This window comes from Agarivorans sp. Z349TD_8, assembly GCF_050870825.2.
Taxonomy (GTDB): Bacteria; Pseudomonadota; Gammaproteobacteria; order Enterobacterales; family Celerinatantimonadaceae; genus Agarivorans.
Genome location: NZ_CP194037.2, coordinates 3,670,024 through 3,690,206, shown reverse-complemented (window position 1 = coordinate 3,690,206; position 20,183 = coordinate 3,670,024). Strand labels below are relative to the sequence as shown.

Sequence of the window (20,183 nt, the reverse complement as noted above, 5' to 3'; positions counted from 1 at the left end):
TACTCTTAGCGCTGAGTTGACTTGAGCTTATTGTGTTCAAGTCGTTATATTGAGCCTAGGACTTTCTATGAGCAATCCATACCACAACAATCCTTTACATGGCCTTAAGTTAGAAGTGCTTCTAGATGAAATTGTCGCGCATTATGGTTGGAAAACCTTAGCCTTTGCGATGAATATGAATTGCTTTAGAAACAAGCCTGATCTTGATTCTTGCCTAAAGTTTTTGCATAAAACCAAGTGGGCGCGTGAGAAAGTTGAGGCTTTTTATTTATATCGTTTTAAACATTTACCGCGGCCCGACGATCGTCAATATGCTTTGCCGCCGCGGGAGCGAATCATCCCCTCAGAGCAAAAACCAAGAGCGCCAGTGGTGATAGATATGAGTGCTCCTGCACAGCCGCAAAATAAGCCGAAGTCCAAGCGTAGCGCTAAGGCAAAAGTAAGCGCTCAGGGAAATACACCCTACAAATCGCGCGATGTTAATCCCCGCGTCGATGATGACAAGCCTTTTGATCCTTGGGCTGCGTCTCGCTAAGTAATCACAGTTTCGCTGCGTCTTTGTCGGCCTTCAGGTACAATTGACGACTTAATACTTGACTCAGCCTTGAGTGCTGTTAGTTAAGTCGGTTTAGTTAATTTTGTGCGGTACGATTTATGTCTCAAACTCTGGTCCATATTGGCCTAGTTAACCCTAAAAGTCCCAGTAATGTGGGCTCGGTGATGCGCGCTGCAGGCTGTTTTCAAGCGGATGCGGTCTTTTATACGGGGCAGCGTTATGCTCGCGCAGCTCGGTTCAATACGGATACCAAGAATCAGAGTTTGAATATCCCACTCTCGGGGGTGGATTCATTGGTGGCACAGGTAACACCAGACATGCAAATTGTTTGCGTGGAGCTGGTGGAAGGGGCCATTGCTTTGCCAGAGTTTACTCACCCAGAAAAGGCTCTTTATATTTTTGGTCCGGAAGACGGTTCGCTAAGTCAAACTGTGGTGGATCAAGCTGATTCGGTGGTGTATATCCCGAGCCAAGCTTGTTTGAATTTAGCGGCAACGGTGAATGTACTGCTCTACGATCGGCAGACCAAATTAGCCCAAGGCCTCGCAGGCGATCCACTGATCCGCAAGAGTCGCGATGTGAATAATCGCCTGAAGGCAAAGTCGCAGTGATGAGCAATAGTGGTTATTCAGCTGATTTTTCCCGTTGAGTTCGACGTAGGCGCAGTTTTTGTTTGCGCCGTTGCTCGCTGTGTTTGCTAGCTTCCATACCCACATGTTGTTCGCCGCGTTGCTTAGCCAAATTCACTTGTTTTTCACGTTCCATAAAGCGTTGCTTTTGCTGTTGGCTTTGTTGAGCATGACAATGTGGGCAACTGAGGCCGGGCACAAATAGTGGGCTTTGCTGTTGTGCAACGGAAACGGGCATTCTACAGGCTTTACAGAGCTGGTAATCACCTGGTTGAAGTTGGTGATCGACACTCACTCTTTCATCAAACACAAAGCAGTCGCCTTGCCATAGAGAGTCTTGCTCGGGGACCTCTTCTAGATATTTTAGGATCCCCCCTTCTAGATGATAAACTTCTTCAAAACCTTGCTGTTTTAAATAGGCGGTTGATTTCTCGCAGCGGATCCCGCCAGTACAAAACATCGCAACTTTTTTATGCTGCTTTGGATCTAGGTGTTCAGCAACATAAGCTGGAAATTCACGAAAGCTCTCTGTATTGGGATTTAGTGCGTTTTTAAAACTACCGAGTTCCACTTCATAGTCATTGCGGGTATCAACCAGTAGCACTTCAGGGTCACTGACTAAGGTATTCCAATCTTTTGGTTTAACATAGCTGCCCACAACTTTATTGGGATCGATACCTTCAATGCCCATGGTTACGATTTCTTTCTTCAGTTTGACTCGGGAGCGTTTAAAGGGTTGCTGTTCACTATAGGAGCGTTTTTCCGACAAATTGACCAAACGAGGATCTGCTGTTAGCCAATCGAGTACTTCTGCTATAGCGCTCTCTTGACCAGCAATGGTGCCGTTAAGGCCTTCTTCAGCAAGTAATAAACTACCGCGTACCTGATTATCTAGCATTATTTGTAGAAGGGGGGCTTGTAAGTCGCGAAAATTGTCTAAACGAACAAATTTATAGAGGGCGCAAATTGTGATTTGACTCATGCAGTTTCCTTGTTGCCAAGCGGGGCGTAAACCCGAAGCAATGGTTAAAAGCGGCTATTGTAATTAAATTGCTAATAATTGCAGCTATAATGTGAATCTGTGTTACGTTTTTGTGGTTGCTGTTTCGAGGGGACAAGTGGTAAAAATGTGTGCTAGGCCGCTAAATTAAGGTACCGTTGGTGCTAGAGATTTTATTGCTTAGCCTAAGACCGCTATACTCTATGGACTAAATATATTGAATAGGTTGGGTAGTATGTCAGGTGTTTTAGCCTCTGTGGATCAACGCACCCAGTTGGTGGGCGAAAATCGCTTAGAATTATTGATATTTAAACTCAACTCAATGCAGTTGTTTGCGATCAATGTATTTAAAGTGAAAGAGGTCGTGAAATTGCCTCGAATGAACAAACTACCCGGCTCACATTCCAATATTTCTGGCGTGGTTAGTAGTCGTGGTCATTCGATTCCGGTGATTGATTTACGTGCGGCCATCAAGATGCCTCCGTCTAAGACTCAGGAAGATTGTAATCTCATCATTACCGAGTACAACCGCACCGTGCAAGGCTTTATGGTGGGCGAAGTAATGCATATTGTGAACACTTCATGGAAGGATATTCTACCGCCACCTTCTACGGTAGGCCGGAGCAATTACCTTACTGCGATCACTCGTATTGAGCATGAAGATACCAATCGCATCGTCGAAATTATCGATGTTGAAAAGGTATTAGCCGAAATTGTTAGTTATAACGTGACTATCTCGGAAGAAGCCTTAGATTCTCAGGTTACAGAGTATTTGAACGGTAAACGTGTATTAGTTGTTGATGATTCATCAACTGCGCGGGGCCAAGTTAAGGCTACCCTTAGTCAACTTGGCATGGAGATCATTGAAGCTGAAAATGGCTTACAAGCCTTGAATATGTTGAAAGGCTGGGCCGATCAAGGCAAGTCGGTTTACGACGAAATATTGTTGATGATCACCGATGCAGAAATGCCGGAGATGGACGGATATCGTTTAACTGCAGAAGTCCGTGGAGATAAACGGATGAACGAGTTGTTCATTGCTTTAAACACTTCATTAAGTGGCAGCTTTAATGATGCCATGGTAGAAAAGGTGGGATGTGACCGATTTATTTCTAAATTTCAACCCGACCTTTTGGTCGATGTTGTACAGGAGCGGATGCGCCAATTGCTCTAACTGAGCGAGTACTTTTGGGCGCCTCTGTTGAGCTTTAAAGTTGCATTCGTTTCTTTGTAAATTGAAGATAAGCATCACGTTTCGTGGTGTTTTTTTTATTGTTACTTGTCGAAAATCTATCAAAAATGACTAGTTCAAACTAAAGTCTACCTATCTAGTTTATCATTTGTGACCCGCGCTTATTAACTGCAGGGCGATAATCACTGGAGGTTAACGAAGGCTGGCGGTATGAAGATAAATAGTCGATGGCTCATATTTTTGGTGAGCTTAAGTGTTATCACTTTATTGCAGTGTAAAATGACTGACAATATTCAGTGCTTGTACTTGATATTGATGGTGTTCCTAGTGATTTTGGGGTGGCATGGCTTGCTGCTAATCCCCATCGCTCAATCATCGCAAATCAGTGGGGCGATTCTTGTTTCTGAAGTAAATATTGCCAACAAGGGTATTGTCTTTAGCGTTGAGCACTCCGGTGGACGTGGTTCGAACCCGTCTAAGCAAAATGATGTAATGCAGAGTGGTCGCAAACAGTCCGCAGCGGATTGCTGTCGTGGAAAGCAGTCGGTGCAAGGTGGGATACAGGCGATTCAAGATTTACGCTCCGCTGTTAGCCATGTTGCCAGTGATCTCACAAGGCTTAAAAATAAGGCCTTTCAAGTTCAAAATTTTGTAGCGTTGACAAATGCGCTAGCGCAGCAGGCAGAGCAATTAGCCGATGATGCCCAGCAGACTGTTTTTAAAGCGGGTGAGCAGTCTGGTGAGCGGGCGGCGATGGCCGATCAGTTGAAGCTGTTCGCTAAGCATACCGCTCAGATCAGCGAAGATATTGCGGGTGCATTAACCAATTTTGGCGATGATACGGCGAATAGTCGCCAGTTGATGGCACACATGATCGATAAAATGGACACCGTAGAAGACTGTATTACACATTTCGAACGAGTATTGAGTCGCACAGAGAAAGCCGTAGAGGCGTTTGCGCAGATGCAGATAGAGCAATCGTTGCGGCAGCAAAGTGGTACTGGTGAGCTTATTTTTATGTCGCTTGATACCGATCAAAGGGATATGTTTGATCAACGGATCTTAAATCATGCTCGGGCTGCGGCAATGGCTTGTGGCGGTTTGCTCGAGCAGGCCTTAGTTGAAGAGAAATTTACTGAGTCGCAGTTATTTGAGCCTGATTACCAGCCCATCGAAAATACCGAACCAACCAAGTATAGCACTGCGTTTGACAGCTATACCGATCAACACTTCCCCGATGTACAAGATCCTATTTTGCAAGCCTTGCCCAATATCGTGTATGCCGGTGCTGTGGATAAGCGGGGGTATTTTCCAACTCATAATCGCTGTTATTCTCAAGCCCTGACGGGCGATTACGAACGTGATATAAAGAATAATAGAACCAAGCGAGTGTTTGATGATCCTATCGGGATCCGCAGTGCGACCCATTGCAAAAGTATGTTATTACAAACTTACAAGCGTGATACAGGTGAGGTAATGCATGATTTATCGGTACCAATTTGGGTTGAGGGAAAACATTGGGGCGCTTTTCGGATTGGATTCAAGCCGAGTTGAGCGATTTCATTTGCATAAAAAAACCAGCGACGTCGCTGGTTTTTTTATTGGTTTTAGTGAGCAACTTTATCGGAAAAACAACTGACTAAAGGGGTTGAGTAAAGATGCTAAACCCGAGGTAAAGTGTAAGGGAGCATCTAATAGAGTTAAGCACAGACAGTCTTGATCCGCTTCGGTTCTTGGCGTGTGGGTATGCTGAGTATCTCGGATTACAAAGTCTCCCGGGCCATAGCTGCCGCCATTGTCAATAAAGCGGCCTGCTAATACCAGTGTGACTTCTTGTCCCTGATGGGTATGTTCAGGGAGTGCACTGTTTTGATCCATATAAATAAAGTTCATTTTACTGTCACCGACAGCATCAACTCTGGCTCGCTGCAGTTTACCTGGCAGGCGTGCCCACGGGCCAATTTTTTTAGCATGGGCCTGTAATACACGGGGCAGTGCAAAGCTTTTATCATCGAGTTTGATTTTGGCTTGAAGCTGTTGAGGCTCCGTGGGTTGCGACGGTATAGTTTGCTGCATAATCATTTGCATCATGCTATCCAGCTGAGGATTGATTGCCACTGGTTCAGCCTGTTGTAGTTGGCTGGCTAAGCTGTTTTCCAGCTGCGCAACTCGTTGGCGACATGCACCACAAAACTCCAAATGGGCACTTACCATAATGCTCATGGACGGATCGAGTAAACCTGCTGCGTAAAGCTCAAGGCTGTTATCCGAGGGATGAAATTGAACATTAGTCATTCAAGGTCTCCTTCATTTTTTGAAGCGCTAATCGTAGGCGACTTTTTACCGTTCCTAGAGGTAGGTTAAGCATTTCGGAAACCTGTTGTTGGGATTCACCGTGTAAGTAAACTCGCCTCACAATATCGGCTTGTTCTTTGGGTAATTGTGAGAGGACCTGTTGTAACTCTTCGCGTACCAACGAATGATCCTCCGATGCAACTTTGTCGTGGTCCTGTTCTTCCGCTAAAGTCGGCCATAGATCATCGCCTTGTACCCAACTTTGCTGATGTTTGCCTTTGCGCATCAGGTCAAATTTAACGTTTCTTGAGACTGAAAATATCCAAGTCATTGCGAGTCCCTTGGAGGCATCATACAAACCGGCTTTTAGCCAAAGTTTAAGCATGGTTTCTTGCACCATTTCTAGTGCCAAGGATTCTTCAACAAATTGCTTTCTTGCTAGGTTTAATAAACGAGGCGCAACCTCTCGAAACAACCGTTCATAACTAGCACGACATTGTTGCTTGGCAATGTTGTCAAGTAACAAGGCTATCTCATCATCTACATGGGGCTTAAAACTGTTAGAAGCCATGGCTGTTTGATTACCGCCGATCGTCGTTTGGGGTTTAGATAATTCCATATTGCCAAATTCGTTGTCGGATTAATAACTGATTAACGTCGTAAATGAAGAAAACGATCGTTTTGTCGCAAAATAAAATTTAAATAGCGGATACATAGGGCTGGTGTCGCAGCTTTGAGTAGGCGTTGTTTGGTATCAATCGAGAGAGGGAGTAACTCTAACCAACGCCAACATAGCAGACGGACATCATTTAGGTCTTGCGCTTGATTGGGACAGTAAGAGTGTAGCTCGGGGTAGAGACGTTTTACCTGTAATAAGGCTTGTTGCAAATGAGGCTGTGGCGGATAAGTCTCGGGCGTTGGCCAAAGAATCAGTTGCTGGGCAGTGATAGTATCGGTGAACCATTCCTTAGAAAATTCCGGATGGTTAGTACTAATCAACCCCCAGCCTGTGACATTGAATTCAACGATAATTTGTTTTCGACTAAGCCAGTCCACCTGCTTGATCTCGCCTCGGCTTACCAAATCGTGTTTGCTAATGGCACAATGACCGTTACTGTCCTGAAACGCTAACCACATCCCCCCAGCCTTTTCGGCTGCACGAATGCTCGCGATAAATTCACCTCCTTGACCACTTAAGCGACCTTGGCGTTCCGGCATGAAGTGTTCGCTGTTAATGATGAGTGGTAAAACCTGATGGCTGTTCAAGGCAAAGTCCTGCGCTAAAGAGTGTCTTTGTTACTACGCAGTAAAGCGATAAAAAGATGACTGATCTTTATTCGTACTCTTCACGTACTATGATTAACGATAATGGAAACAAATGCTTATATTTTTTAATGGTGGAAAAACTGATGTCAACTCAGGCCATAGTACAGCAACTCGAAGCGTTTTACTTACAGTTAGATTTAGCCCAGATGAAGCATTTGGATGACATCTACACTGCGGATATTGAGTTTATTGATCCGCTGCATCATCTATTCGGTTTGGCGGATTTAGGTCACTACTTTGAGAATTTGCTACAAAATACTCAGCAATGTCATTTTATTTTTGACTCTCGTTTGGTCACTGAAGGAGAGTTCACTCTGACATGGCAGATGCAATTTACTCATCCCAAGTTAGGCAACGGTCGAACCATTGAACTGGACGGTATCAGTCACCTTAAATGTCGCGACAAAATCTACTACCACCGAGATTATTATGATGTGAGTGCAATGTTACATGACCATATACCGGTGCTTGGTTGGGTATCCAAGAAGCTAAAAAATGGACTTGGTCAATGAATATTTTAATTACAGGTGCCAGTTCTGGGATTGGTCGACAGCTAGCCTTGGATTTTTGCACCCAAGGGCATCAGGTATGGGGACTAGGCCGAGATAGCTCTCGCTTGCAAGCAATTGCTAAGCAGGGTGTGAAGCCGTTGCAAGTTGAACTGGGTGACTTGCAAGCCCTGCGTGAGCTGGTACTCGATCTGCCCGCGATGGATATTGTGGTGTTGGGGGCTGGAAGTTGTGAATATCTCGATCCGCAGCGTTTTGACGCCAGCCTATTTGAGCGAGTTTGGCAAAATAATGTGCAAAGCATGGCCAATTGTTTGGATGCCTTGTGGAGCCAATTGAAGCCGGGGTCGCAGTTGGCTTTGGTGGGAAGCCTGGCGCATTTATTACCTTTTAGTCAGGCTGGTGCTTATGGCAGTAGCAAGGCTGCCATACACTACCTCGCTCATGCCCTACGCACCGACCTAGCCGCCAAGCAAGTCAGCGTGCACTGTATACAACCCGGTTTTGTTAAAACGCCTTTAACTGATAAAAATCATTTTTCTATGCCTTATTTAATTAGCGTAGAACAGGCTAGTCAAGCTATTATTAAAGGGCTCAGTAATGGTCGTTTAGTGATTAATTTTCCTACGGCTTTTAGTTGCTTATTACGGCTATTACATGCTTTACCCTTAACTTGGCAGAACAAAATTTGCTGTCGCTTAGCTCGCAAGGAAGGAACCCCATAAAATGAAAATAGCGATTATTGGTGCTGGTATTTCCGGGATGACCTGTGCCTATCTGTTGAAGCAACAACATCAAGTCACTTTGTTCGAAAAAAATGATTATCTCGGCGGTCATACTGCCACCAATGAGCTAACCGTGAATGGTCAAAGTTATGCTGTAGATAGTGGTTTCATCGTTTTTAACGATCGTACCTACCCCTTATTTAATAAGCTTTTAACGAAATTAGGTATTCAGGCTCAAGCCACCGAAATGAGCTTTAGTGTGGTTAACCCTGAGTTGAACTTGCAATACAACGGGCACGACTTAAATACTTTATTCGCCCAGCGGCGTAATTTGTTGCGGCCTTGGTTTTATCAATTTATTCGTGAAATATTACGTTTTAATACTCTTGCCAAACAGGCTGTGGATTTAGATACCTCGGTTAGTCTAGGACAATTTTTAACGCAACATGGCTTTTCCAAACGCTTTCAAGAAAACTATTTGCTGCCGATGGGCGCGGCCATTTGGTCTTCTTCATTGAACGGGATTCACCAATTTCCAATGCAGTTTTTTGCCCGTTTTTTTGTCAATCATGGTTTATTAGATGTGAGTAATCGTCCGCAGTGGTATGTGATCCCTGGGGGCTCTAAACAGTATATTGCGCCTTTGCTCGCGGGATTAGAGCAGCAAATCCGCTTGAACAGTGATGTGGTTGCAATTCACCGAGACTCGAAAGGGGTCAGTATTGATTGCGCTGACGGTTCGCAATGGCAAGGGGATGCGGTGATTTTTGCTTGTCATAGTGATCAAGCGATGTCGATTTTGGATTCTGCTGCCAGTGAAGACGAACGACAAATCCTCTCTAAGTTGAAGTATCAGGCCAACCAAGTGATTTTGCATACCGATGATACGGTATTGCCAAGCATTCATCGGGCGAGAGCAAGCTGGAATTACTTGTTGCCGCCGAGTGACCAACGCGGCGACCGTTTAGCCTGTGTTAGCTACGATATGAACCGTTTACAGGGGTTAAAAGATGCACCGCAATTTTGTGTCACCCTCAATCCCTTGCAGCCCATCGCCGAAGACAAAGTGCTGAAACGCTTTAATTATATGCATCCGGTCTTCTCGGTCGATGGTTTTAAGGCACAACAGCAGCGTAGCAAGATCAATGGTCAACACCGAAGCTATTTTTGCGGCGCTTATTGGCACAATGGATTTCATGAAGATGGGGTTCGTTCTGCGGTGGAAGTTTGCCAGCAATTTGGGGTTGAACTATGAGTCTAAAACACTCCGCGATCGCATTTGGGGATACCTTTCATCAGCGCTTTGTGCCGCAAAAACATGGTTTTTCTTATCGTCTTTATTATGCATGGGTTGATTTGGCAGAAGAACAGGCGGTGCAGCAAGAGCTTAAAGCATTTGGTCGTTGGCTACCGTGGTTTCGGTTGCGAGCGAGTGATTACTTAGGCCATCAGGCGGGCAGTATTTTAGACAAAGCGATCGCTGCCCAACAGCATTTTCAGAGCGATTATCAAGCCAAACAAGTTGTGTTATTAGGGCAACTGCGTTGCTTGGGCTGGTATTTTAGTCCGGTTAATTTCTACTTGTATGGTGATGGGACATCTTTTGATTACATGTTAGCCGAAGTGACCAATACACCTTGGAAAGAGAAACACCAGTATTGGCTAGATTTAAATCAGCTGGCTGCACACGATAAGGCCTTTCATGTTTCGCCCTTTAACCCGATGGATATGGTTTATCACTGGCAAGTAGAATTGCTGGAATCACAACTTAGAGTGGTCATTGACTGCTGGCGTCAACAGAAAGAATTCAGTGCTGGTATTCGTTTATTTAAGCAACCATTGAACTCTTCTAGTCTTCGTCGCGTAATTCAATCATATCCTTTACTCACCTTAAAAGTGGTGGGCGGTATTTACTGGCAAGCGATGAAGTTGTGGTGGAAGAAAGTTCCTTTTTATGGCCATCCGATCAGCGCCAAAAACAAATAAGACATGTCTTTAAGGAAAAGCTATGACGACTGCAAAATCGCTCTCTTCGACAACTTTTAGCAATAGTTTAGATTGGACTCGGCATCTGGTACTTAAAACTTTTGATGGTTTAAAAGGCGGCGCAATTTTAATGAGTCAATCGGGCTACCCCTCGGTGCATTTAGGAGAGAAGGACCATCCGCATGCGGTTGAAGTTCATATACTAGACAGCCAAGTGTTTTCGAAGATCCTTAAAGGAGGCAGCATCGCGGCTGGTGAAACCTATATGGAGGGTTTATGGCGATGTTCCGATCTGCATCGTTTGTTGCAGCTGTTGGCGAATAATCAAGCTCATCTGGATAATCTAGATCGCCGTTTACACTGGCTCACTAACGCATGGTTTAAGTTACAACATTTTTTTCGGCGTAACCATAAACGCCAGGCCAAGAAAAATATCTTGGCGCATTACGACTTAGGGAATGACTTTTATCAGTCTTTTCTCGATCCGCAGATGCAATATTCATCGGCTATTTTTGGCGGTAAGCCCTTAAGCCTCGCTGCGGCCCAACATAATAAATTAAGCCGGATCTGTGAGCAGTTACAGCTCAAGCCAAGTGATCACTTATTGGAGATTGGTACTGGTTGGGGAGGTTTGGCGATATTTGCGGCTCAGCATTATGGCTGTCAGGTAACCACCACCACCATTTCCGATGAACAATACCATTATGCCTGTCAGCAGGTAGAGCAAGCAGGCTGCGGTGACTTAATTACCGTCCTGAATCGAGATTATCGAGAGTTGAGCGGTACCTTTGATAAACTGGTGTCAATTGAAATGATCGAAGCCGTCGGAGAGCAATATTTACCCGGATTTGCTCAGCTTTGTGCCGAGCGCTTAAAAAGTGGCGGCTTAATGTTGTTACAAGCGATTACGATTGAGGAGAGTCGTTTTGCCGTTTATCGTAATAGTGTGGACTTTATCCAGCAATATATTTTCCCCGGAGGATTTCTACCTTCTCCATCCTTGTTAAAGCGTCTTTTTAGCCAACAGGGCTTGCAGCCAGTGCAACGTTTGGAAATCGGTCTTGATTATGCCCAAACTCTGCAATATTGGCATCAGCGTCTGCAGCAGCACCAACAGCAGTCGCTCGACTTTGGTTTTGATGAACAGTTTTATCGGCTTTGGCACTTCTATTTCGCTTATTGTGAAGCGGGTTTCCGTAGTCATAATATTGGCACCGAGCAATTGACTTTACATAAGGCTTGGTGAGGCATGCAATGGCCAGTTCTCATCGCTTTTAAGCTAAATTGGTTGAGTGCCTTTTTCTGGGGGGACCATGCTCAGCCGATCCTAGTGGCGGGTTTGTTGCTGTTGATTATCTTGCAAGTGAGGAACTATCGCTGGCGGATCTTAATCCCTTGTAGCATGTTGGCGATGCTTGGCATATTGCTGGATTGGAGTTTGGTCACCTTAGGTGTCCTTGATTTTGCACAACCGGGTCTACCGCTTTATATGCTGCTATTGTGGGGCAGCTTTGCCTTGTTGTTACCCAGCTTACGGATTTTCCCGCAACCTTTTTTGGCTTTGTTGGTGAGTATTTTGGGACCGCTTAGTTATTATTTGGCAAGTACAGCACAATTATTTTCCTTTCATTCGGGGGTTTGGCAAGGACTCGCTATTTTATTCCCGCTATGGGCGGTATTTGCTTATCTCGCCCACCGTTTGCTGGAGAACAGCGATGTTTAATTTGGCTTTGTTTGCATTGATGCTTGGCACGTCCATGAGCAATTCGATTGAGCATTTAAAGCTAGTCGGTAATGCTCAATTAAAAGTTCTATTTTGGCCGATTTATAATGTCAGCCTATACAGCGCTGATGGGCGCTATCAAGCGGACCGCTATCCCTTGCTTTTGAGTATTGAGTATTTGCGTGATATTGAACGACAAGCCCTATTAGACGCTACTGAAGAGCAGTGGCAAAAGCTCGGGGTTTGTCAGCAAGCGCCTTGCCAGCAGTGGTTAAGCAAACTGGCAAATATTTGGCCAAATTTAAGGCAAGGAGATCAATTACGTTTGGTGGCCGATTCTGCTGACAGTGGGCGTTTCTACCTGAATGGTCAGCTCATCGGTCATTTAGAAGCGCTGCGTTTTAGTCAATATTTTTTAGATATTTGGTTATCTGAGCAGAGTCACTTTCCTAAGCAACAACGACAGTTAGTGGGGGCAAATTAATCCTGCAAGCTTTGCTCAATCACTTGTATCAGTGTGTCACTGTTCTGCGCCCCAGACAGTAAGAAGCGTTGATTAAAGATAAACGCGGGGACCGCCTTAATCCCTTGGTTTTGCCAGCTATATTCTTTCTCTCTTACTTCTTCGGCATATAGTTTTTCATTGAGTACTTGCTCCGCTAGGCTGCTATCGAGTCCCACTTTGGCGACGACAGCGAGTAAGTTTTCTCGATCGGAGGGGGCCAGTTGTTGGCTAAAATATGCTTCGAATAGGGCTAGTTTTAATTCAGTTTGTTTTTGATAAGTCGCCGCCCAGTGCAGCAGTTGGTGAGCTTCGAAGGTATTGTAAATACGCGAGTCGCTATTAAAGTTAAAATCAAAGCCCAAGTCAGAACCAATCTGTTTCAGTTGCTGACGAGCCGTCTCACTTTGTTCCACGCTACTGCCATATTTTTGTTGAATGTGTTCTCTTAAGTTTTGCCCTTCGGCGGGGAGGTGTGGATTTAGCTCAAAGGGTTGCCAATGTAGCTGAACATTCAGCTTGGAATCTAATTTTGCCAAAGCTTGCTGTAGCCGTAAGTAACCGACAATACACCAAGGGCAGACGACATCAGAAACAATATCAATTCTTAAATCTGTTATAGCGGGCATAGTGCCTCCGTTGGTTACGACAGCCTTGAGTTAGCTCAAGGCAAGATCTCGGACAGAGCGATGGATTGCTGCGCTCTATTTTAATTCGTCTGTATAGCCTTTGGGGGGCGGCGTCCAACCCCGTTCGCTGCGAGAGTGAGTATCACTTCTATCACGATTCATCGCTTCACCGAGTAATTCTTCTAGTTTTAAAAATAATTCACGGTAGTCTGTGCTGATGTGCTTATCATCGCTGCTGGCCAACCATGCTTGGTACAATTTATCTTTATTGTCTTTTTCGATTTGATCAAAAGTACTCTTAAGCTGTTCTGCTTTAAAAGGGTGAAAGCCAAGTTCGGTTAGCGCTCTGCCTCCCATTTCCAGTGCCGAGTAGTAAGCTTCGGTGATGATGTGGTCTGCTCCTAGGCTGCGTAGCTCATAAGCGTGGCCACGGTCAAAGGCCCTCACCATTAAACGAATATGTGGAAAGGCATGTTTTACATATTTAACGATGTCTCTGACTCGTTCTTTATCGTCGATGGTTACCACCATTAACTTCGCTTGTTCGATGCCTGCACGATGTAATAGTTCGGGTTGGGTTGCGTCGCCAAAGTAGCTCTTAATGTTAATTTTTCTCATTAGTTCAACTTGGCCCGCTTGATGATCGAGAACCACAGTATTGATCCCATTGGCCACCAAGAAGCGGTTTACAATTTGCCCAAAACGACCGATACCAGCAATGATGACGGTGCCTTTCTCGTCGATCTCATCGGGCTCTCGCTGGTTTTCGACCCGTGCATAACGTGGCAGAATCACCTTCTCGTAGAAGATAAATAAGCCGGGTGTTAAGAACATCGAGAAAGCGACCACCAATGACAGAATCTTTGCCAAGTCTTCCGGAATCACGTGGTTTTGCTGGGTATAGTTGAGCAATACAAAACCAAACTCTCCCGCTTGTGCCAAGCTTAAGGCAAATAACCAGCGGTCACTATTTTTGATTTTAAAGGTGATGGCTAAGCCAAAGAGTACCAACGATTTGATGAGGATCACTGCCAACGTAATCGCGAGCACTACTGGTAAATGATTACTGAGGACTTCAAAATCGATGCCTGCGCCTACGGTAATAAAGAACAGTCCTAATAATAAACCTTTAAATGGTTCTATATTGGATTCCATTTCGTGTCTAAATTCACTGTTGGCGAGGACGACGCCCGCTAAAAATGTGCCGAGAGCGGGGGATAAACCCACTAAACTCATGAGTGTCGCAATGCCTATCACCAACATTAAGGTTGCGGCGGTAAATATTTCTCGTTGTCCTGAGTTTGCAACAAACCGAAATATCGGGCGACTGAGGTAGTGCCCGCCAATCACCACCGCCACAATCGCGCCAACTACCACTAAGGCATAAGCCCAGCTGGGCAGGTGGGGTGCAAAATTAAGCTCGGAACTGTGGGCTGCGGCTTGGTTTCCTAAGTGCTGGGCCTTTTCAATTAGTTCCGGCAGTGCGAGTAGGGGAATTAAGGCCAGCATCGGAATCACCGCGATGTCTTGAAACAGCAACACTGAAAATGAAGAACGGCCACCGTCGGTACGGTTGAGTCCTTTTTCATTAAAGGTTTGTAACACGATGGCTGTAGATGAGAGTGAAAATATCAGGCCGATAGCCAAGGCAATGGTCCATGGAAACTTGAATAATAGGCATATCAACATCACAACCACAGTGCTTAAACTCACTTGTAGCCCACCCAACCCCAGTAGTTTGTGGCGCATGCCCCAGAGCATTTTGGGTTCTAACTCCAAACCCACAACAAACAGCATCATCACGACGCCAAATTCGGCAAAGTGCTGAATGGTGGCGGTTTCGGTTCCCACTAAACCAATCACTGGTCCAATAATCACGCCCGCAATCAGATAGCCTAAGACTGAGCCTAAACCAAATTTTTTGGCCAAAGGCACACTGATGACAGCGGCACATAAATAGACAAAGGTCTGTAATAAATAACCTGTCATAGTCGCTCCTTGAACAGTGCTAGGTGCTGCTGGTTCAATTGAGGAAGGTGGGCCGCCATCTCAAGATCGATTTGTCCATGCTGTAGGGCGCTTAACAAATGATGCCAATTATCGAGATGTTGCTGCAGTCGATTTTCTTCAACCGCTGTCCGTGAGCCGAATAATACAAAGGGGGGTAAGTAATGCATGCCAGTTAATGAAGCGGTTTGTTCAATCGGACTAAGTAATTGCCTGATGGTAAAATGGTTATAACCATCGGCTGTATAGGCCGATTCGGCTCCTCCCGCCGTGATTGCGCACAGTAGTGTTTTTCCCTGTAGCTTGTTCCCTTGATGACCATAGGCAAAACCGTACTCGAGGACTAAGTCTTGCCATTCTTTTAATAAGGCAGGAACTGAGTACCAATAGAGGGGAAACATCATAATAACAATATCGTGTTCGATTAAGCGCTGCTGTTCTTTATCAATATCAATTTTAAAGCTGGGATATTCCCGATAGAGGTCAACTGCGGTCACTTGTGGCAGGGTTTGTGCGAGTTCAAACATCGGTGCATTGACTTCAGAACGCTCGAGTGAAGGATGGGCAAATAATAAAAGAATGCTGTTGAGCGCGTTCGGCATAGTGACTTCCTTTAAGCTATGCGGTAATGCAGATAAGTCAATATAGGTAAATTAGGCCCTTAGATACAAGCGAAAGTCATTAAGTTTTTTGTGAGCTGCTGTGGCGTAAAGCTGATGGCTCGTTGAATAAGCGCTTATCATCAAGCGCTTATTCAGGGGGGATGTGATTAATCCGTTCGAAAGCGCATCGATGTGTAGGCTCAAGAAAGACCTTTCATGCGTAAATATAGATTTTCTACCTTGTCGCGAGCCCACGGAGTTTTTCGCAGAAACTTGAGACTAGACTTGATGCTGGGATCAAGCGTAAAGCAGCGAATATTAATTCGAGCGCCGAGTTCTTCCCAGCCATAAAAGTCGACTAGTTCGTTGACAATGGTTTCTAGCGTTTTACCGTGAAGAGGATTATTTGCTTGCTGCATATGACAGAGACCTTAAAAAATAGCGTTCTATTGTACCATTGCTTTGGTGGGGGTAAAGTACAGTGTCAGCCGCTATTTATGGACTAATTGAGCGAGATTAAGTTAGCGTAAATTGGGGCGAAGTCCCTCGGGTTAGATATCTTTAGTTTATATAAAATAGTTCTAAAGTTTTTATTCTAGCGGCCGATGAGTAGCTGATGTCCATGAAATAGGAGGTAGAATGGAAATCAATAGTACAAATGCTTCGCAGTCTATGGAAGTTATTTCAGCGCAGCTGGCTAAAGGTCAGCAGCAGCAAGATGGTAAGGCGGTGCAAGAATTAGTGGCCGCAACCGATATTTCTGACGCCGCACCAGCGAGCAGACCGGGACTCGGTGAAACTATAAATATTAAAGTGTAAATAGACTAAGCCGCTGTTGCGGCTTATTTTTTGGCGACCAGTAAGCGTCCATTCTTGACAGCTTCGCTCATTTTATCGCTTGTTTCCATGTAGGCGTTAACGAAGACCTGTTGGTTAAGCTCTAATTAAGGTTTTTACCCGTGCCACAATGTTGGCTGTCGCATTTTGTATGACGACCCACTAGTGCGGAGATACGGTAACGGTGCTTGGCAAATAATAAGTAGCCTCGATCGGCAACGCAGCGAATGATTGGTTTACGTAGCCATTGGATCCAGGGTTTTTGCTGGACTAGGCCCCAAGCCTTGGCGGTCACATCTAAACCGAATAGAAGCTCGCCTTGAGCATTTTCTGCGTGCAAAATGTTTGCGGCTTTACGTCTATTAATATGAGGAAAGCGCTGCTTAAAGTTGGTTTGATTGATGTCTTGTAATTCGATCAATTGGTGGGTATCAAAGGACTTCAGCTGGCGCATTTCCGCCGCACAGAGTGGACATTGAGCATCATAGAAAATTCTTAACTGCATTTCTGTATCCTGTCATTCAAAAGGTGAATATGCCAAATCTTTACTCGGATCGATCCCAAACAAATCCGTTTCGAGGATTGTTGTTGGTTTTAATCAATGATCGGCGGTGGTGATTCAGCCAGCATGTGACTGACTGATACCGATCTAAGTCATTATCTGTTTATTCTTGCTGGCCTAAATCACCGCTAACGGCGTGATGAATCTTGTGATAAGAGCCACTAGTTATTGCACTCATAGCTGATTATCGACAGATTTATTCTACACAATTAAGTTGATCACATAATTAATCAGATCGGTATTATAACTACGAATAGACTTGACCAAGCGATCATTAGTCTAAAGGGAAATGATCGCTCGATGGGCTTCTGTGTGATTGGCTCAATTTAGCTTTCGTCAAGATGTATATTGGATGATTGAAGTCATGTTGGAAATGCGCAGTTCGTTGCGGTCTGCGCAGTGAGGGCTCAGCTTAACTGAGTCGTCTATGTCACTTTGCCTCGAGATCATCAGCGTGGTGAATCATGCTGCTTCTCTCGAGTGGCGGTAAAATAACAGTTCTAATCTTGCTCTGAAGGTTTGTTTGGTTGCTCGCTGACTTCAGGCCAAATAGAAGCACTTGCTGCTGTAGGGGCATGGCTGGCGAGGGGATTTTCTGCTGCTTGTTTCACTCGGATCTTATTGCCTGCTATCTTTTTGCCGTTTAAAGTTTTTATAGCGATTTCAGCTTCCGTTGGATCCGCCATTTCTACGAAGCCAAAGCCTTTCGACTTACCAGTTTCATTATCGAGAACTAAGGTGCACGCTTGCACATTGCCCTGCTCTGAAAATAGAGCGAGTAACTCAGCTTCACTCGTGGTGCGGGCAAGGTTGCGAATTAATAACTTCATCGATGATCCATTGTTTGGCGATTATAAATAATTGCCAATTGTCCCATATCATGTCGCGCGAAGCTATCAAACCTTCGGTTCGTTTTTATGCTGCCAGTTAAAACTGTTTTTGTGCGACGCGGCGAAGAAAATTAGGCACCGCGGTTTTACTTTTAGCACTAATTTGCTGCATCAGCTTAAAGCTTGGTGAAGTGATTTGGTGACCTGTTTGTAACTCTTCGAGGAGGCTTAACCATAACTTTGCGGTCATCTCAGAATCGGCTAAAGCGCGGTGAAATATGCCGTCGTTGGCGATATTTCGATAGGTCACTAAACTAGCTAATTTATGATTGGGCGCCGCTGGAAATATACGTCGCGAAAGTAACATGGAGCAGCTAAATTGCCCCGTATAGTGACGATTAATTTGCTTGAGTTCTGCATCGAGAAAACGTTGATCAAAAGACGCATTGTGAGCGACTAAGTTGTGCCCGCCAATAAAATCACAGAAACGTTCCATCACTTCTTCGCATGGTGCGGCATTGCTGATCATCCGATTGCTAATGCCGGTGTAATTTTCAATAAAGGAACTAATTCGAAACCCGGGATTCATTAGTTCTTGAAAGCGTTGGGTGGCTTGTCCATTTTCTAGCAATACGGCACCAATTTCGATGGCTCGGTCACCTTGATTTGGCGATAGTCCAGTGGTTTCGAAATCGAGAATAATAACCGTGTTAGCAGGGGTAGATGTACTCAAAAGGCGGATTCACAGATTTGAAAAGAAGGGGGGATTTTACCCAAGCTCGATTTATATTTCGAGGTTATTTTTAGCGTTGTGTATTGCGGTTGATAGCTGGTTCCACAAATGGTTGCGGCCAATCGCTTGTCACCTCGGCTCGGCCTTGCCTAAATCAACCACAAACGGCGGTAAAATAATCACGAACAGGGCTCATGGCCATTGTTTTGTGATTTTGGTTTGTGAGCCCTAGAGGCTTGTTTTCCATGAGTTGGTAGTTCTATGGTAAATAGTGCACCGCCTAAGGGGCTATCGCCGACACTGACATTGCCGCCGTGATTAATCACAATTCTTTCGACTATCGATAGGCCTAAACCGTGGCCGCCACTTTGCCTGCTACGACTATCATCGACTCGGGCAAAGGGCATAAAAATTGACGAGCGGTGCTGCTCTGGTACCCCGATGCCATCGTCGTGAACCTCAAAAAATACCGATGTTCCACGCTGATAGGCTCGAACTAACAGTTGCGATTTTGCATACTTTTGCGCATTTACAATTAAATTGTTAAGGGCTCGGCGTAGCAACTTGGGATCCACCATTAATGATAAATCTTCAGTACATTCAATTTGAATATTGAGAGCTGGATTTAATTTTGCGAAGCGTTCACAGTCACTCACGAGCAAAGGATTAGGCTTAACGAATTCAAGTTTACTGGTGGTTGCTTTCGACAGCTGGGAAAAGCTGATTAATTCATGAGTCAGCTCTTCAAGGCTATCTAGATCTTCGTCCATATCTTGAATATGTTGGTGCATGGTATGCATATCATGAATCGATCGGGTCATATCTAAAGCAAAGCGCAGATTATTAATCGGGTTCTTTAGTTCATGAGATACCGCCATGGTCATGGCGTCTTGCTCTTGGATGAGGGTTTTCAATTGGTAAGCCATGGCGTTTAGGCTACGCGCCATATGGTTGATTGGTGCAGGGGTTTTCTCATTGGCGGTGACGTCGAAATTACCTTCGCCTAATAACTTGGTTATTTTCGCTAAGTGATAGGTATGGCGGGTCATTGAAAAAGAAAACCACATCACCGTTGCCGCTAGGCTCCCAGTAATAAATACCACCATATACCAAAATAGCCACCCGCCGCGATCGACAAATTTTTCATCTAAAGTCAGTTCCAAAACTTGTTGATTTGGCCATAGATAATACAAGGTGATTTCGTCTTCATTAAAAATATGCGTCACAACCTGTATGTATTCTCGGTGGCGTAGCAGCTGCAAACGTTTATCTTGATCAATTTGACTCAGTGGCATCAGTCGAATGAAAAAAGGAAACTCTTGTTGGTACTTTTCTAGGATCGCGTTGATATCGGGTTGCTTGGCTTGAAGAATATCTCGTTCTAATAAATAGTAGATGGGGAGTACGACTTTGCGGATTTGTTGGCGTTCAATTTGTTGGATATGCTCTTGTATCAAAGAGGCATAGAGGATGGTGGCGGCAAAGATCGCAAAGATCGATGATAAGAATAAACGAAGAAATAGGGTTAGCATGCTAAGAA

General features: G+C 44.8%; 23 protein-coding genes and 1 pseudogene. 12 read left to right on the top strand and 12 right to left on the bottom strand.

The genetic code is table 11. The features are described from left to right. Positions 1–67: 67 nt before the first annotated feature. Positions 68–535, top strand: a complete 468-nt coding sequence (locus tag ACRRS1_RS16670; protein ID WP_432467344.1) for a VF530 family DNA-binding protein — start codon at positions 68–70, stop codon at positions 533–535. Positions 536–654: 119 nt separating this feature from the next. Next, positions 655–1,167 (top strand): RNA methyltransferase, encoded by a 513-nt coding sequence (locus ACRRS1_RS16665; protein ID WP_432452076.1) that lies wholly within the window; start codon positions 655–657, stop codon positions 1,165–1,167. A gap of 13 nt (positions 1,168–1,180) precedes the next feature. Here ACRRS1_RS16665 and trhO read toward each other — a convergent pair whose 3' ends face one another. Beyond that, on the bottom strand, positions 1,181–2,167 hold the full coding sequence (trhO, locus tag ACRRS1_RS16660; RefSeq protein ID WP_432452077.1) for an oxygen-dependent tRNA uridine(34) hydroxylase TrhO: 987 nt from the start codon (positions 2,165–2,167) through the stop codon (positions 1,181–1,183). 253 nt (positions 2,168–2,420) lie between these two features. On the opposite strand from trhO, the gene ACRRS1_RS16655 reads away from it, so the two are divergent. Beyond that, positions 2,421–3,359: a chemotaxis protein CheV gene (locus ACRRS1_RS16655; protein WP_432452078.1), complete on the top strand. Its 939-nt coding sequence runs from the start codon at positions 2,421–2,423 to the stop codon at positions 3,357–3,359. A 297-nt stretch (positions 3,360–3,656) separates the two neighbouring features. Then, positions 3,657–4,931, top strand: coding sequence for a hypothetical protein (locus tag ACRRS1_RS16650; RefSeq protein ID WP_432452079.1), 1,275 nt, complete (start codon positions 3,657–3,659; stop codon positions 4,929–4,931). 66 nt (positions 4,932–4,997) lie between these two features. Here ACRRS1_RS16650 and ACRRS1_RS16645 read toward each other — a convergent pair whose 3' ends face one another. The 3 genes from ACRRS1_RS16645 to ACRRS1_RS16635 are packed head-to-tail and all read right to left on the bottom strand — an operon-like array spanning position 4,998 to position 6,938. Then, positions 4,998–5,672, bottom strand: a complete 675-nt coding sequence (locus tag ACRRS1_RS16645) for a ChrR family anti-sigma-E factor (protein WP_432467345.1) — start codon at positions 5,670–5,672, stop codon at positions 4,998–5,000. Continuing rightward, positions 5,665–6,291, bottom strand: a complete 627-nt coding sequence (locus ACRRS1_RS16640; protein ID WP_432452081.1) for a sigma-70 family RNA polymerase sigma factor — start codon at positions 6,289–6,291, stop codon at positions 5,665–5,667. Before ACRRS1_RS16640 ends, ACRRS1_RS16645 begins: the two co-directional genes overlap by 8 nt. 32 nt (positions 6,292–6,323) lie before the next feature. Beyond that, positions 6,324–6,938: a hypothetical protein gene (locus ACRRS1_RS16635; protein ID WP_432467347.1), complete on the bottom strand. Its 615-nt coding sequence runs from the start codon at positions 6,936–6,938 to the stop codon at positions 6,324–6,326. Between the two features lie 143 nt (positions 6,939–7,081). Here ACRRS1_RS16635 and ACRRS1_RS16630 point away from each other — a divergent pair, with 143 nt between their 5' ends. The 7 genes from ACRRS1_RS16630 to ACRRS1_RS16600 are packed head-to-tail and all read left to right on the top strand — an operon-like array spanning position 7,082 to position 12,425. Next, a complete protein-coding gene (locus ACRRS1_RS16630) occupies positions 7,082–7,510 on the top strand; it encodes a nuclear transport factor 2 family protein (protein ID WP_432459922.1) in 429 nt (142 codons plus the stop codon). After that, positions 7,507–8,232, top strand: a complete 726-nt coding sequence (locus ACRRS1_RS16625; RefSeq protein WP_432459921.1) for an SDR family NAD(P)-dependent oxidoreductase — start codon at positions 7,507–7,509, stop codon at positions 8,230–8,232. Before ACRRS1_RS16630 ends, ACRRS1_RS16625 begins: the two co-directional genes overlap by 4 nt. Before the next feature lies 1 nt (position 8,233). Continuing rightward, complete coding sequence (locus ACRRS1_RS16620; protein ID WP_432452085.1) at positions 8,234–9,487, top strand: NAD(P)/FAD-dependent oxidoreductase; 1,254 nt, start codon at positions 8,234–8,236, stop codon at positions 9,485–9,487. Then, complete coding sequence (locus ACRRS1_RS16615) at positions 9,484–10,218, top strand: DUF1365 domain-containing protein (RefSeq protein ID WP_432452086.1); 735 nt, start codon at positions 9,484–9,486, stop codon at positions 10,216–10,218. Before ACRRS1_RS16620 ends, ACRRS1_RS16615 begins: the two co-directional genes overlap by 4 nt. Before the next feature lie 22 nt (positions 10,219–10,240). Next, complete coding sequence (locus tag ACRRS1_RS16610; RefSeq protein ID WP_432452087.1) at positions 10,241–11,464, top strand: class I SAM-dependent methyltransferase; 1,224 nt, start codon at positions 10,241–10,243, stop codon at positions 11,462–11,464. 3 nt (positions 11,465–11,467) lie between these two features. Continuing rightward, positions 11,468–11,941, top strand: a complete 474-nt coding sequence (locus ACRRS1_RS16605) for a DUF2878 family protein (protein WP_432452088.1) — start codon at positions 11,468–11,470, stop codon at positions 11,939–11,941. A gap of 34 nt (positions 11,942–11,975) precedes the next feature. Next, positions 11,976–12,425, top strand: a complete 450-nt coding sequence (locus tag ACRRS1_RS16600; RefSeq protein WP_432452089.1) for a chalcone isomerase family protein — start codon at positions 11,976–11,978, stop codon at positions 12,423–12,425. Here the strand turns inward: ACRRS1_RS16600 and ACRRS1_RS16595 are convergent. From ACRRS1_RS16595 to ACRRS1_RS16580, 4 genes and pseudogenes are all read right to left on the bottom strand, one after another. Beyond that, positions 12,422–13,072, bottom strand: coding sequence for a DsbA family oxidoreductase (locus ACRRS1_RS16595; RefSeq protein WP_432452090.1), 651 nt, complete (start codon positions 13,070–13,072; stop codon positions 12,422–12,424). The genes ACRRS1_RS16600 and ACRRS1_RS16595 overlap by 4 nt on opposite strands. 75 nt (positions 13,073–13,147) lie before the next feature. Then, positions 13,148–15,061, bottom strand: a complete 1,914-nt coding sequence (locus tag ACRRS1_RS16590) for a monovalent cation:proton antiporter-2 (CPA2) family protein (protein ID WP_432467348.1) — start codon at positions 15,059–15,061, stop codon at positions 13,148–13,150. Then, on the bottom strand, positions 15,058–15,681 hold the full coding sequence (locus ACRRS1_RS16585; RefSeq protein ID WP_432459920.1) for an NAD(P)H-dependent oxidoreductase: 624 nt from the start codon (positions 15,679–15,681) through the stop codon (positions 15,058–15,060). The genes ACRRS1_RS16590 and ACRRS1_RS16585 overlap by 4 nt, the downstream gene beginning before the upstream one ends. 206 nt (positions 15,682–15,887) lie before the next feature. After that, positions 15,888–16,100, bottom strand: a pseudogene (locus ACRRS1_RS16580) (VF530 family DNA-binding protein); the annotation flags it as partial. 220 nt (positions 16,101–16,320) lie between these two features. Between ACRRS1_RS16580 and ACRRS1_RS16575 the strand changes: the two are divergent. Beyond that, positions 16,321–16,500, top strand: a complete 180-nt coding sequence (locus ACRRS1_RS16575; protein ID WP_432452093.1) for a hypothetical protein — start codon at positions 16,321–16,323, stop codon at positions 16,498–16,500. A 121-nt stretch (positions 16,501–16,621) separates the two neighbouring features. Here ACRRS1_RS16575 and ACRRS1_RS16570 read toward each other — a convergent pair whose 3' ends face one another. The 4 genes from ACRRS1_RS16570 to ACRRS1_RS16555 form a co-directional block, all read right to left on the bottom strand. Then, positions 16,622–17,023, bottom strand: coding sequence for a thiol-disulfide oxidoreductase DCC family protein (locus ACRRS1_RS16570; protein WP_432467349.1), 402 nt, complete (start codon positions 17,021–17,023; stop codon positions 16,622–16,624). 557 nt (positions 17,024–17,580) lie between these two features. Next, on the bottom strand, positions 17,581–17,910 hold the full coding sequence (locus ACRRS1_RS16565) for an RNA recognition motif domain-containing protein (RefSeq protein WP_432467351.1): 330 nt from the start codon (positions 17,908–17,910) through the stop codon (positions 17,581–17,583). Between the two features lie 97 nt (positions 17,911–18,007). After that, positions 18,008–18,643, bottom strand: coding sequence for a 3'-5' exonuclease (locus tag ACRRS1_RS16560; RefSeq protein ID WP_432452096.1), 636 nt, complete (start codon positions 18,641–18,643; stop codon positions 18,008–18,010). 179 nt (positions 18,644–18,822) lie between these two features. After that, a complete protein-coding gene (locus tag ACRRS1_RS16555) occupies positions 18,823–20,175 on the bottom strand; it encodes a sensor histidine kinase (protein ID WP_432452097.1) in 1,353 nt (450 codons plus the stop codon). Positions 20,176–20,183: the final 8 nt, after the last annotated feature.